Genomic DNA, 13226 nt, shown 5'->3' with positions numbered 1-13226 from the left:
TTGAGAGTTTGCAACATATTTGCTTGAAATTACTAGAACATCTCCATTTTGAGGACTGATTCCAGCGTTTTCCAGATCTGTTACAAGACTTGCAAACAAGTCAAACGGTTCTTTCTTTAATGTTGATTTTACAGGTAATACTGTAAGGGACATGTGCCTGTTTTTAGATGACAATCACTATTTAGGGTTCTGCAAACATTTTAATTTCTTTCAAGTTGATCTTCGATATTGAACATTACTGAAAAGATCCTAGCCCGTGCTTCTGGAAAGAAAGAAGTTGTACCAGGGGATGTAGTCTTTGTTAATGTGGACAAGGTAATGGTCCACGATGTATCAGGACCTGGAGTCTTGGCAGTATTTGAAAAACTACGAAAGAAAGGCATGGTTATTGACAAGGTATGGAATCCAGACAAGGTGTGGGTTGCAGAAGACCACTTTGTACCTGCAGCAGACAAGATATCTGCACAAAATATTGTATCACTAACAAATTTCACAAAGCAATTTGGAATCAAAAAACATTTCAAGTATGGAATGGGTCAATACGGCATTTGCCATACATTATCTCATGAGGAGGCAATGGTGCTTCCAGGTGAAGTGTATGTTGGAGGCGACTCCCACACAAATACCACTGGTGCACTAGGTGCATTTGCAGCAGGTCTTGGACATACTGATGTTGCATATGTCTTGTTGAATGGAAAAATATGGTTCAAGGTTCCAGAAACATTATTTTTCAAACTCAATGGCAAGCTTCCAGATCATGTGATGGCAAAAGACTTGATACTAAAAATAATTGGCGACATTGGAACTGATGGTGCTGCATACAAGACCATGCAGTTTGGCGGTACAGGCGTATCAGAAATGTCTGTTGAAAGCAGATTGACATTAACAAACATGACAACAGAAGCTGGTGCCAAAAGTGGCATAGTAGAACCTGATCAAAAAATTCGGGAATATCTTGCAGCTCGAGGTGCCACTAAATATGATGAGGTTNAGTAGAGCCTGATCAAAAAATTCGTGAATATCTTGCAGCTAGAGGTGTTACTACATATGATGAAGTCCATGGCGATTCCGATGCACAATATGAAAAAATTTACGAGTATGAAGGTTCAGAAATGGAACCTATTGTGGCAAAACCATTCTCACCTGAAAATACTGTTGTTGCACGTGACTTGTCTTCAGTTGAACTTGACAAGGCATACATTGGTTCCTGTACTGGTGCCAAGCTAGAAGACTTGCAAGCAGCAGCAAAAATTCTCAAAGGAAGAACCGTAAAGATAAGAACTGAGATCTTACCTGCAGCAATGTCGATATTTAGAAAAGCAATGGATGGGGGATTGTTGAAAATTTTCATGGATGCTGGAGTAGTTGTAGGACCACCTACATGTGGTGCATGCTGTGGAGCACACATGGGTGTATTGGCAAAAGATGAAATCTGTATCAGTACCACAAATAGGAACTTTCCAGGAAGAATGGGACATATAGAGTCACAAACATATCTTGCATCACCACTTGTTGCAGCAGCATCTGCTGTAACCGGAAAAATTACAGACCCGAGGGACTTGAAATGAAAGGCTCTGTAATAAAATACGAACGTGATAATATCGATACAGATGTAATCTTGCCAGGACCGTATCTGAAGATTCATGATTATGCAGAGCTTGCAACACATGCGATGGAGGNAGGACTTTCACAAGCGAGTCAAACCAGGTGACTTTATAGTTGCAGGAAAAAACTTTGGATGTGGCTCTTCCAGAGAACACGCACCAATAGCATTATCCTATTCTGGAATAAAGGCGGTATTGGCACTGTCCTTTGCAAGGATATTTTATAGAAACGCAGTAGATGGAGCGTTCTTACTACCGATTGAGATTGATGAAAGTGCATACAAGGACATCTCTGACAGTGACTCGCTTGAAGTAAACATTGCTGCAAACGAAATAAAGAACTTGACAAAGAACAAGGTCTACAAAATGAAGCCTTTCCCAGAACTAATTGGCAAAATAATTGAAGCGGGCGGTCTGTTCAATTACAAGCCATAGCTTTTGGATCTTATACNTTCCCAGAACTAATTGGCAAAATAATTGAAGCAGGCGGTCTGTTCAATTACAAGCCCTAGTTTGGGTCTTATACTATTATATCTCCGATCCTGACTATGGTAATCTAAATGTCAAAGACTTTGTTTGAGAAAATCTGGGATTCTCATATTGTAACAGAAGAAAACGGCAGGTCGCTACTCTATGTTGATAGACATCTTATCCATGAAGTTACATCTCCACAAGCCTTTGACGGTTTACGACTAAATGGTAGAAAAGTCAGACGAACTGATCTTACATTTGCAACAATGGACCATAACGTACCAACCAGTGACAGGTCATTACCAATCATAGACCAAACATCATCAACGCAAATCAAGGCACTTGAAAAAAATTGTAAAGAATTTGGGATCACTCTGTTTGATATCAACAGTCCAAATCAGGGTATCGTACATGTAATAGGCCCTGAACTAGGAATCACACTTCCTGGAACAACTATTGTTTGTGGTGACAGTCATACCTCTACACATGGAGCATTTGGTTCGCTTGCCTTTGGAATAGGCACAAGTGATGTAGAACATGTCTTGGCAACTCAATGCATCATGATGGAAAAACCAAAAACTTTTGAAATCAATATCAAGGGAAAGAGGAAAAATCCTCATGCCGTAACTGCAAAAGACATCATTCTATCCATTATCAAAAAAATTGGTACTGCTGGAGGAACAGGAACTGTAATTGAATATCGTGGAGATACAATATCTGAATTAACCATGGAACAAAGAATGACCATATGTAACATGTCAATTGAGGCAGGAGCACGAGCTGGATTGATTGCCCCTGATGAGAAAACATTCCAATATCTTCGTGGAAAAAAATATGCACCGAAAATTATGATGAATATGTAAATCTCTGGCGCGAAAATCTAAAAACAGATAGCGGCGCACAGTTTGACAAATCTTTTACGTTTAGTGCAGAAAACATTGCGCCACAGGTATCCTGGGGGACAAATCCTGCCATGACAACTGATGTTACAGATATTGTTCCATTTCCAGAAGAATATGGAAAAGGAAATCCTGAGGAAGAAAAGGGCGCCACAAAGGCATTACAGTACATGGACCTCAAACCAGGTACTGCAATTACTGATATCGTAATTGATAGCGTCTTCATTGGCTCCTGTACAAATTCTAGATTAGAAGACTTGACTGAAGCTGCAAAAGTTGTAAAAGGGAAAAAAGTCTCAGCTAAAGTGAGGGCAATGGTTGTTCCTGGCTCANCAGAAGAATATGGAAAAGGAAATCCTGAGGAAGAAAAGGGAGCTACCAAGGCATTACAGTACATGGGCCTCAAACCAGGTACTGCGATTACAGATATCGTAATTGATAGAGTGTTCATTGGCTCATGTACAAATTCTAGGTTAGAAGACTTGACAGAGGCTGCCAAAGTTGTAAAGGGCAAAAAGGTCTCAGCCAAAGTGAGAGCAATGGTTGTTCCTGGCTCTCAACTTGTAAAGAAAAATGCCGAAGAATTAGGCCTTGATAAAATATTCAAGGATGCTGGATTTGAGTGGCGAGAATCCGGATGCAGCATGTGTCTTGGCATGAATCCTGACATCTTGGCATCAGGAGAAAGATGCGCAAGTACATCAAACAGAAACTTTGAGGGAAGACAAGGTACTGGGGGACGCACACATCTTGTAAGCCCTGTCATGGCAGCAGCAGCTGCAATACATGGACATTTTGTAGATGTAAGAGAATTGGATTTGAATTAGGATGCAGCCATTTAAGAAAATAAAAAGCATAGCAACTCCACTTGACAAGGTAAATGTTGACACTGATCAGATAGTGCCAAAACAATTTCTAAAACTAATCCAAAGAACTGGTTTTGGTCAATACTTGTTTTATGACTGGAGATATGAACAAGGAGGCATTCCAAGAAAAGATTTTGTACTAAATGATCCTGCATACCAAAATTCCAGGATCTTGCTTGCAAGAGATAACTTTGGGTGTGGCTCCAGCAGAGAACATGCAGTATGGGCACTTGATGACTATGGTTTTAGGGTGATAATCTCTACTTCATTTGCAGACATATTCTACAACAACTGTTTCAAAAATGGCATCTTGCCAATACGTGTACCAGATGATGTATTAGAAAAATTATTCTCAATCAAGTCTGAAATTGAGGTAGATCTTGAAACTCAATCAATCAAGGCAGACGGTATCTCAATTTCATTTCAGATAGAACCACACTGGAAAAAGATCTTGCTTGAGGGACTAGATGATATTGCAATGACCTTATTGCATGAAGGCCAGATTGCAAAATATGAGAGATCTCACAAAGATCTAATCTAGTTTCTTTATTATTGAATTGACCAATTCTTTGTTTCTCTCAACACGCGTAGGAGAATCAATGTCTAACCACTGGGTTTTTCCAATGTCATATGCTGCAATGTTTCCTTTCTTGGATAATGGTTGTAAAATATCATAAGACAAATTCAGATTCTTTTTTACCTGTCTCTTGGTCTTGATGGTGCCAATTATTTTGGAATTTATGATGTATATCCCAAGACATTCTGCCATCTGTAGCTCAATTGTTGGTTTTTCTTTGAATTCGCGAATGATCCCGTCTTTTACTATTGCAAATCCTGTTTCTTCTTTTCTGTATCTTCGTACTGCAATTGTTGCATATGTCTTGGAATCCTTGTGGTACTGGTACATCTTGTTNACTCTGCCATCTGAAGCTCAATTGTTGGTTTTTCTTTGAACTCTAAAATGATTCCATCTTTTACTACAGCAAATCCTGTCTCTTCTTTTCTGTATCTTCGTACTGCTATTGTTGCATATGTCTTGGAATCCTTGTGGTACTGGTACATCTTGTTTATGTCTACTGGACACAAGTTATCTACAAACCACAACAAGAATTCTTTGCTTTTTCCAAGCGATGATTTTAGGTGGACAAGATCTCCACCAGTTCCACTCTGTGAGTCCTGGACAAATTTTATTTTCTTTTTAAAAGAAACATGGTTTTCAAAATATTTCTCAATCTGTTTTCCCATGCCTGAAAAATCGCCTAGTATGATTATTTCATCAATTATACTAGACTTGGCAAGATATTTGGCAATGTAATAAACAAGTGGCCGTCCCTGCACTGGAATCATGGCTTTTGGAATATAATCTGTAAATGGTCTTCCCCGCGTCCCACGGCCTCCTGCCAGGATTACGGCTTTCAATGCTATCTATACGACTTCTGTTTTCTTCTTCTAGCACCAGGACCGCCAAATTTCTTTGGTTCCTTTCTTCTGTCGTCTCCGCTTAGAAGGTGCTTGTCATAGTCGGTTAATCGTTTTCTTAGGTCTTCTCTTATTGTTCTTGTGAGTGGATGATCTTTTGGTTCCTTTCTGGTTTTTGTCCAACCTGTCATGGCTCTTGACATTGCAATTGCACTTGCATAAGACTGTCCGACAAAACCTCCGCCTCTTACCTTGACTGAAAGATCAATCTTGTTTCTTACCTCTCCTGCAATTTCTAGAGGTCCTAGCATAATTTCTCGTGCTACTTCTTGTTGAACCATCTCTACTGGAATATTGTTAATTCTTACACGACCTACTCCTTTTGTAATGAATGCATGTGCGCGTGCAGTTTTTCTAGATGCATAATAACTTTCTAGCTTTACCATTACTCGTTCCACCCAACCATTTTACCTAATTCTCCCAAAGTTGTGTAATAAGGAGAAGGTCTTCTAATTTTAGCATCATCGAACTGTGTTGTTTTCTTTGATCGTAATTCATTTGGTACTCCGAGATATGCTCTTAATCTTTTCAAAGCTGTTTGTCCTGATGGTTTGTTCTTTGGTAACATTCCTCGTACCATTCTGCTTATCATGGTGTCTGGTCTACGTGGGTGGAATGGACCAAATTTAGGATTGTTAATACTTGCAATCTCCAAGAACTTTCTGTATTCTTCTATGATTAATTTTCTATCTCCTGAAAGCATAATGTTTTCAGAATTTACAATTGATACTCTGTTTCCTTTTATGAGTAATTTTGCAACATGAGAACAAAGTCTGCCTGCTATCATGTTTGTTCCGTCTACTATGATCGTCTGTGGTGCAGTAGTCTTCTTTTCTGATGCTTTTACTTCGGTAACTTGTTTAACCAATTATTTTCACTCCTTTTCCTGTTGGATGGTTCTTGATGATTTGAGCGATATGTCTAATATTTTTCCGCCTGATGCTGTGATTTTTTTTGCACCAGTAGTTGACATTGAAAATGAACATATTGTTATTTTGTGTGAGAGACTTCCTGTTCCTAGGACTTTGCCTGGTACGACCACGACATCATTGTCTGCAACAAATTTGTCAAGCTGTCCCAAGNAAAGTCTGCCTGCTATCATGTTTGTTCCGTCTACTATGATTGTCTGTGATGCTGGATTCTTCTTTTCTTCTGCTTTTACTTCGGTAACTTGTTTAACCAATTATTTTCACTCCTTTTCCTGTTGGATGGTTCTTGATGATTTGAGCGATATCTAATATTTTTCCACCTGACGCTGTTATTTTCTTTGCACCAGTAGTTGACATTGAAAATGAGCATACTGTTATTTTGTGTGAGAGACTTCCAGTTCCTAGGATTTTGCCTGGTACAATGACAACGTCATTGTCTGCAACAAACTTGTCAAGCTGTCCCAAATTTATTGTTCTTTTTGCTCTAGTTGGTTTTAAGGCCTGATCTGCTAATCTTTCCCATATTGGGGCATTGTTCTTCTTTGAAGCACCACGTAAGGTCTTTACCATTTGAATAACAATCTGATTAGTCATGTGTAATAATGCCCAATTTTACCCAAATATAATATATGCTTCAACCAAGCGTGGCTACATTCTTTTGGAATTCGCCTAATCTTTTTTCAAGTTCTTCAATAGATGCACGCAGAACTTCTTTTGGAGTAAGACTGCCTGTAGTCTCTATGGTCAAAACATGTTCTTCAGGGTTATTTGTAGAAGTAAGAGCTGAAACTGTAGCAGAGTTCCACTTGGCATGATCGTTGCCTCTGCCTAGTCTTGCATAAGCCTCCACTTTTAATTTCTGGTTTGGAGCAAGTGCGACAATTGGAATGTTAGGACTGACTGGTTTTACAACTTCATCTTCTGAACTAATCTCTGATGAAGTAATGGTTCGNTTAGGACTGACTGGTTTTACAACCTCATCCTCTGAACTAACTTCTGATGAAGTAATGGTTCTAGTCGTATCTGAATTACCTGAATCTAGCATGAGTAATACTCTGCATCTGCTGCAGCCAAGTTCACTGTGACAGTCACATGCAGATGGTTCCACAAATCTTTCAAGATCTGTTCTAAGTGGCATCATTGCAAGTCTGTGGGCTACACCTTCATCAGGCAAAACTGAAGAATTTTCAATAATTACGACATCATCAACTGCAAATGTAGGAATTCCAGCCAGGCAAATTCGTCTTAGTGCGTTGGCGTATTGTACAGGTATTCCTTTTAATTTGACAATCATACTGTTACCACTTTCCTGAACAATCTCTAAAGAAGTCAAATCTTACGAAAAAGGACTAAAATTCCAAATAAAAATCTAGCGAGTTTTTCTTTATAGATAAATACTGAGCATGATTACCTCAATTATGGATACTAAGGTGACCGTTGTCAGATTCTCAGTAGAAGGCGAAAAATTCGAGATATTGGTCAAGCCGGATCCTGCATTAGAGTTCAAGTTGGGCAAGCGCAAGGACATATCAGGTGTCTTGATCTCAGAGGAGATTTACTCTGATTCCAACAAGGGCACCCGAGCATCTACTGAGAAACTCATGAAGGCATTCAAAACCACTGATTCAACTGCAGTTGCTACTATCATGCTTCAGAAAGGAGATCTGAATCTCACAACAGATCAGAGAAGAAAAATGATATCTGAAAAACGCAAGCAGATAGTGGACTTTATCGCTAAAACATATGTTGATCCACGATCACATCTTCCACATCCTCCACTTCGAATAGAACAAGCCATGGATGATGCAAGAGTGTCAGTTGATCCTTTCAGAAATACTGATGAACAGATAAAAGAAATAATTGAGCAGCTTCGTTCCATCATTCCGCTAAAATCTGAAAACATGCTTCTTGAAATTTTAGTGCCGGCACAATTTGCAGCTCAATCTTATTCTGTCTTAAAGTCATTTGGCACTTTGAAAAAAGAAGAATGGCAATCAAATGGTGCACTCAAAGTAATACTAGATATACCGGCGGCGGCAAGGGCAAATGTAATGGATAGGTTAGGTTCTGTAACAAAAGGTACTGCTTCTATTGAGGTTGCGAAATGATGGATGTAAAAAGAAGATATGTTATTCCGGGAGATATAATAGCCACTGGACCATTGAGGCCTGAACAAAATGTATACCAAGATGGAGACAGGATGATCTCAACATGTGTTGGAATATCGGAGATCTTTGAAAATTCAGTTAAAGTAATTCCTCTCACTGGTGGATACATGCCAAAGACAAATGATCTGGTCATTGGCAAAGTGATTGGAACTTCGCCACTCTCTTGGGAGTTTGATATTAATTCGTGTTTTGTCGGATTCTTGCCTGCACAAGATGTTTTTGGCAGGGACTATTCTCCTACAAAAGATGAACTAAGACAAAGACTAGATATCGGTGATCTTGTTGCAACAAGAATTGCTAATTTTGATAGATCAAGAGATCCTCTTCTTACAGTTCAAGACAGAGATCTTGGTAAAATTGAATCAGGTGAACTAGTGGAGATCTCTCCAAGCAAAGTACCTAGATTGATAGGTAAACGCGGTTCTATGATCCAAACAATAGAAATGGCTACTAAAGCAATTATTACAATTGGTCAAAACGGATGGATAGTAATATCATGCGACGATTCCGAGGGATTATTAAAGGCAGTAGAAGCAGTGAAAATGATTGATGCCCTTGCGCATACGCCGAATTTGACTGAAAGAGTCAAATCTATGCTTGGGGTACCAGATGGTGAAAACAATGACACAATTAATGACTGAAGATGGAATTAGATGTGATGGACGGAGATTAGACGAGCTTAGAAATATCTCTATCAAAGTTGGAGTATTAAAAAATGCAGACGGTTCTGCATATATTGAATTTGGAAAGAACAAGATCTTGGCAGGTGTTTTCGGTCCTAGAGATGTTCACCCAAAACACATGGCAAATCCCGATTCTGGAATTTTGCGATGCAGATACCACATGTCGCCTTTCTCTGTTACTGAAAGAAAGAATCCTGCTCCATCAAGAAGAGAAATTGAAATCTCCAAAGTTATCAAAGAGGCTCTACAACCAGCTGTAATACTAAAAGACTATCCACGTACTGTAATCGATGTATTCATTGAGGTTCTTCAGGCAGATGGTGGCTCACGATGTGCAGCACTTGATGCCGCAGCAGTTGCTCTTGCAGATGCAGGTATTCCAATGCGTGACTTGGTATCTGCTTGTGCAGCAGGCAAAGTCGCAGACAGGATAGTGCTTGATGTTAACAATGAAGAAGACCAAGAAGGCCAAGCAGACATGCCAGTTGCATTGATGCCAAACATTGGTAAAGTTACACTTTTACAGCTTGACGGTATGCTAAAACCAGAAGAATTCAAAACCTGTATGCAAACTGCTCTGGTGGGTTGCAAACGAGTCTATGAAGTACAAAGAAAAGCATTAATGGAAAAATATTTCCAAAACGGTGAGCAATAAAATTGAATTCTCAAATTCTAGATCAACTAAAGCGAGATAAAATCCTCGATCTCCTAAAAACAGGAAAAAGAATCGATGGAAGAACACTTGATGAACAGAGACCACTAGTCATTGAAACAGGAGTTATCCCAAAGGCAAACGGTTCTGCCAGAGTAAAATTGGGAAATACTGAAATCATAACCGGAGTTAAGATACAACCAGATAAACCATTTCCAGATCTTGGAGACAAGGGAATTCTCATCTGCACTGCAGAAATTTTGCCATTGGCAGATCCAAATGCAGAGCCTGGTCCACCAAATGAGGAAGTAATCGAACTTGCAAGAGTTGTTGATAGAGGAATAAGAGAGACTGAAATGATTGATTTGCATCAACTTGTTCTAATCGAGGACAAGTCTGTCATTGGCATGTTCATTGATAGCAGTGTGATTGATTCTGGCGGAAATCTTTTTGATGCATGCTCTTATGCATCTGTAGCTGGAATACTTTCTTGTACTGTTCCAAAATGGGAAATAAAAGATGATGCACCTGTACTTGTAGAGGGAGTAACATCAAAACCCCCGATTAAGACACTGCCTGTATCTGTTACCATGGCAAGAATTGGTGACTATATCATAGTTGATCCAACAAAAGATGAAGAGTCTTGCATGGATGCAAGAATTACAATTACAACAAATAGTGATGGTAACATTTGTGCTGTACAAAAGGGCGGAAGCGATGGATTTACTGCTGAACAACTCTTACAGTGTTCTGAAACAGCACTTGCTGTAGGAAGAAAAATAAGGAAGCAGTTTGAGCAGTTGATGTAAGAATGGCAAAGAGCAAGACAGCATCACTCAAAGGACTAGGTCAGAAATATGGTCTCAAACCAAGAAAAAAATACACCTCAGTCCACCGACAACTAAAGGCACAAAGAAAATGTCCACAATGCGGCTCTGAAAGATTTGGAAGAGAAGCAGTAGGAATTTGGGCTTGTAAGAAATGTAACTTTAAGGTTGCAGGCTTGGCATACGATGTCAAACTATAATGCCAAGATAGAAATTTCTGCCGGAAAAAAAACAAAATCAATTTTTGATTCAATTGAGATTGACAACAAATTTTACGATGAAAACCCGACAAAGACAAATTTTTCTCTTGATAAAAAAATCACAATCAAGATTGAGGCGCAAGAAATTCAACACCTGCGTGCCAATCTAAATTCCACCCTGAGACTTGTCCAAGCAAGTAACGATTCCATCGAATCGGTAAACATATAAGCAAAATTCCAAGTCAGAGATTCATGTCTGCAGGCGAACAACAACTTCCTCCGTGGTTACAAGAACAGGTAGGAAGATTGCAACAATTACAGCAAAACCTCCAGTCTATCATGATGCAAAAACAACATCTTGAATCAGAACATCTAGAGACTGAACGAGCACTTGAAGTCCTGCAAAAGGCAAACGATGATGACACTGTATACAAAACTGCAGGCTCTATCCTTGTAAAATCTACAAAAGCTACGCTAGTATCCGAANGGAAAATCTAAAGGAAGCAGAAGCAAAGATCCGTGAAATGCTACGAGGATCTGGAGCTCCGCCGGGACAACCAAAGACAGATACTCCTAAATAAAATATTTACAGAAACATAGCTGTTTAATGAAAATTGACGATCTCCGAATGGTAATTGACGAAAGGGAGCGAAAAAGTGGAATCCCTGATCTGTTAAAACAAATTGGAGTCAAAGTGGAGATGATGAATCTGCCTGTAGGAGATTATATTGTTGCACCTGAAACCATTGTGGAAAGAAAAAGCGTTAGTGATTTTATCTCATCAGTCTTTGATGGGAGACTGTTTGATCAATGCAATCGACTCAAGGAACACTTTGAGCACCCATGTATCATAATAGAGGGAAATGTTGACGAGATTGATACCATTACGGAAAATCCTCTGGTATTTTATGGAGCCATGTCTTCTGTGGTATTGGATTTTAAAATACCAGTAATCCCAACTCCTACTGCATCTCACACTGCCAAATTGTTGGTATCCATGTGTGCAAGACAGGGGACAGTAAAGGGGCCATTTCTTAAAAAAATACGAAAGTCTGGTGACTTGAAACAACAGCAACTATCAATTTTATGCAGCCTGCCAGGTGTTGGAGAAAAACTTGCTACACGAATGCTGGAAAAATTTGGCTCTACAAGTAACTCTTTGAATGCATCATACGTTGAATTGTCGAAAATAAATGGAATGGGAGAGGCCCGCGCCCAAAAGATACGCAAAATACTTGATGCTTCAAATAAAAATGCAAAAAAGATTGATCAAAAAACATTGCACGATGTATGATGTTTCAAATGTGTTTGACAGACTTTGATTGAATGATTACTAGTTTCACATCATGGTTGTAAGTATTAGGAGAACTAAGCTAACTGATTAGTTCCCCCAGTGAGTCCTGCGTAGATTCAAAATCTACGCTAAAAACTAGAAGAATACTACACCAGTTTTTTAAAGCATACATGTCCAGTACGTCTAGATAATGAAAATCATACTTCTTTCAGTAATTGTAATTCTTGCTGCTAGTCTTACTATTGGCAATGCAGTATTTGCTGATAACGATTCTACTCTACATCTTAATGTTACAACTGACTATGGTGGTAAGGGAATTATGGTAAACTCTAATCAAACCATGTCACCATTTTTGCCCTCACCGCCTTTGGGAATGTATCCTTATACTTCAAAAATTTTCTCAGTATTTCAAATAGATCCAGAAACCATTCACCCTAATGATACATCTGCAATACATATCTTAGTCACAAACAATGCAAATTTTACATTATATGATGTAGGTTTGGGAGAATCACTCAATGATTCCAAGTCTATGTTGCTTTCTAATATTCACAAAATCGACATTCTGAATCCAAATCAGACAAAGACAATTTTTGGAACACTTCATGTTTCTTTAGATGTTAAGCCAACAGACTATTACGACATTTGGTGGACTGTTATTGCCAAAAACCAAACCGGAAATATGATGGAATCCATGCAATTTCATAGGAATCTTCCAGTAGCACAAAATTTGCCACAATATTATACTGGTCCTGTGGTTATCACATTGGAGTCACCATTAAAACAATTCAAGTCAGGAACTGCAGCTAAAGACATAACATGTAACGACGACCTCCAGTTAATTTTCAAGACTGAAGGCAATTTTCCAGCTTGTGTAAAAACTCCTACTGCATTTCATCTCTCAAATCTGGGATGGGGCTATCTTCCAAGTCCTTTTATAATGAAAGCAGACCTCTTGAATAGTACTATTTCTGGAGGAAAAATAAAAGAACTCCAGTATGATCTTCAATCTAGAAGCATTATAATAAAAATTCAAACTACAAGTGATGGATCTCTTATGATAACAATTCCAAAATTTATGACTGATCTTAACCCATCTGATAAACCATTCAAAGACTTTCATACCGTTTTAGCTGATGGCATGGAGGAAAATG

The 13226-nt window shown here is 38.9% G+C and carries 15 protein-coding genes and 8 pseudogenes; 16 read left to right on the top strand and 7 right to left on the bottom strand.

All coding sequences use genetic code 11. The annotated features are described in order from the left end of the window. Positions 1-228: 228 nt before the first annotated feature. From DYY66_RS15110 to leuD (DYY66_RS11655), 7 genes and pseudogenes are all read left to right on the top strand, one after another. A pseudogene (locus DYY66_RS15110) lies at positions 229-990 on the top strand (aconitase family protein); the annotation flags it as partial. Positions 991-1061: 71 nt separating this feature from the next. Continuing rightward, a pseudogene (locus DYY66_RS15105) lies at positions 1062-1568 on the top strand (aconitase family protein); the annotation flags it as partial. Beyond that, a pseudogene (gene leuD / locus DYY66_RS15100) lies at positions 1565-1679 on the top strand (3-isopropylmalate dehydratase small subunit); the annotation flags it as partial. The pseudogenes DYY66_RS15105 and leuD (DYY66_RS15100), both read left to right, overlap by 4 nt. A gap of 1 nt (position 1680) precedes the next feature. Continuing rightward, positions 1681-2039, top strand: a 359-nt coding sequence (leuD, locus tag DYY66_RS11665; protein WP_255496465.1) for a 3-isopropylmalate dehydratase small subunit, incomplete at its 5' end; no start/stop codon positions are given. A 125-nt stretch (positions 2040-2164) separates the two neighbouring features. Next, positions 2165-3306: pseudogene (leuC, locus tag DYY66_RS12745) on the top strand (3-isopropylmalate dehydratase large subunit); the annotation flags it as partial. Between the two features lies 1 nt (position 3307). After that, the coding region (locus DYY66_RS12740) for an aconitase family protein (RefSeq protein ID WP_255496464.1) at positions 3308-3801 on the top strand (494 nt) is incomplete at its 5' end. Between the two features lies 1 nt (position 3802). Further along, complete coding sequence (leuD, locus tag DYY66_RS11655; protein WP_166289592.1) at positions 3803-4381, top strand: 3-isopropylmalate dehydratase small subunit; 579 nt, start codon at positions 3803-3805, stop codon at positions 4379-4381. On the opposite strand, the gene DYY66_RS16665 is transcribed toward leuD (DYY66_RS11655), so the two are convergent. From DYY66_RS16665 to DYY66_RS15090, 7 genes and pseudogenes are all read right to left on the bottom strand, one after another. Then, positions 4373-4747 (bottom strand): sugar phosphate nucleotidyltransferase, encoded by a 375-nt coding sequence (locus tag DYY66_RS16665; protein ID WP_394352650.1) that lies wholly within the window; start codon positions 4745-4747, stop codon positions 4373-4375. The two genes, leuD (DYY66_RS11655) and DYY66_RS16665, sit on opposite strands and share 9 nt — an antisense overlap. A gap of 7 nt (positions 4748-4754) precedes the next feature. Then, positions 4755-5259: nucleotidyltransferase family protein (locus DYY66_RS11645; RefSeq protein ID WP_166289601.1), on the bottom strand; the 505-nt coding region annotated here is incomplete at its 3' end. 2 nt (positions 5260-5261) lie between these two features. After that, on the bottom strand, positions 5262-5705 hold the full coding sequence (rpsI, locus tag DYY66_RS11640) for a 30S ribosomal protein S9 (RefSeq protein ID WP_166289589.1): 444 nt from the start codon (positions 5703-5705) through the stop codon (positions 5262-5264). Next, complete coding sequence (locus DYY66_RS11635; protein ID WP_255496463.1) at positions 5705-6187, bottom strand: 50S ribosomal protein L13; 483 nt, start codon at positions 6185-6187, stop codon at positions 5705-5707. Before DYY66_RS11635 ends, rpsI begins: the two co-directional genes overlap by 1 nt. A gap of 307 nt (positions 6188-6494) precedes the next feature. Continuing rightward, entirely contained in the window at positions 6495-6842 is a 348-nt protein-coding gene (locus DYY66_RS11625; RefSeq protein WP_166289583.1) for a 50S ribosomal protein L18e, read from the bottom strand. A 40-nt stretch (positions 6843-6882) separates the two neighbouring features. Further along, a pseudogene (locus DYY66_RS15095) lies at positions 6883-7200 on the bottom strand (DNA-directed RNA polymerase subunit alpha); the annotation flags it as partial. A gap of 1 nt (position 7201) precedes the next feature. Beyond that, positions 7202-7542: pseudogene (locus DYY66_RS15090) on the bottom strand (DNA-directed RNA polymerase subunit alpha); the annotation flags it as partial. 124 nt (positions 7543-7666) lie between these two features. On the opposite strand from DYY66_RS15090, the gene DYY66_RS11615 reads away from it, so the two are divergent. The 9 genes and pseudogenes from DYY66_RS11615 to DYY66_RS11575 all read left to right on the top strand — a co-directional run. Continuing rightward, complete coding sequence (locus DYY66_RS11615) at positions 7667-8356, top strand: ribosome assembly factor SBDS (protein ID WP_166289577.1); 690 nt, start codon at positions 7667-7669, stop codon at positions 8354-8356. Beyond that, entirely contained in the window at positions 8356-9057 is a 702-nt protein-coding gene (rrp4, locus tag DYY66_RS11610; protein ID WP_166289595.1) for an exosome complex RNA-binding protein Rrp4, read from the top strand. The genes DYY66_RS11615 and rrp4 overlap by 1 nt, the downstream gene beginning before the upstream one ends. Then, the gene (rrp41, locus tag DYY66_RS11605) at positions 9038-9754 is read left to right on the top strand and encodes an exosome complex exonuclease Rrp41 (protein WP_166289575.1); all 717 of its coding nucleotides are present in this window, start codon (positions 9038-9040) and stop codon (positions 9752-9754) included. The genes rrp4 and rrp41 overlap by 20 nt, the downstream gene beginning before the upstream one ends. A gap of 2 nt (positions 9755-9756) precedes the next feature. Beyond that, positions 9757-10560, top strand: coding sequence for an exosome complex protein Rrp42 (gene rrp42 / locus DYY66_RS11600; RefSeq protein ID WP_166289572.1), 804 nt, complete (start codon positions 9757-9759; stop codon positions 10558-10560). Positions 10561-10562: 2 nt separating this feature from the next. Then, positions 10563-10778 (top strand): 50S ribosomal protein L37, encoded by a 216-nt coding sequence (locus DYY66_RS11595; protein ID WP_166289569.1) that lies wholly within the window; start codon positions 10563-10565, stop codon positions 10776-10778. Further along, positions 10765-11007 carry a KEOPS complex subunit Pcc1 gene (locus tag DYY66_RS11590; protein ID WP_166289566.1) on the top strand — a complete coding sequence of 81 codons (243 nt, stop codon included), beginning with the start codon at positions 10765-10767 and terminating at the stop codon, positions 11005-11007. Before DYY66_RS11595 ends, DYY66_RS11590 begins: the two co-directional genes overlap by 14 nt. A gap of 23 nt (positions 11008-11030) precedes the next feature. Continuing rightward, a pseudogene (locus DYY66_RS11585) lies at positions 11031-11264 on the top strand (prefoldin subunit beta); the annotation flags it as partial. A gap of 121 nt (positions 11265-11385) precedes the next feature. Next, positions 11386-12072 carry an ERCC4 domain-containing protein gene (locus DYY66_RS11580; RefSeq protein WP_166289563.1) on the top strand — a complete coding sequence of 229 codons (687 nt, stop codon included), beginning with the start codon at positions 11386-11388 and terminating at the stop codon, positions 12070-12072. Positions 12073-12262: 190 nt separating this feature from the next. After that, a pseudogene (locus DYY66_RS11575) lies at positions 12263-13226 on the top strand (hypothetical protein); the annotation flags it as partial.

It is taken from the genome of Candidatus Nitrosotalea sp. FS (assembly GCF_011319475.1).
Lineage (GTDB): Archaea > Thermoproteota > Nitrososphaeria > Nitrososphaerales > Nitrosopumilaceae > Nitrosotalea.
The sequence above is the reverse complement of the archived record's forward strand: the minus strand, read 5'-3'. Positions and strand labels throughout refer to the sequence as shown.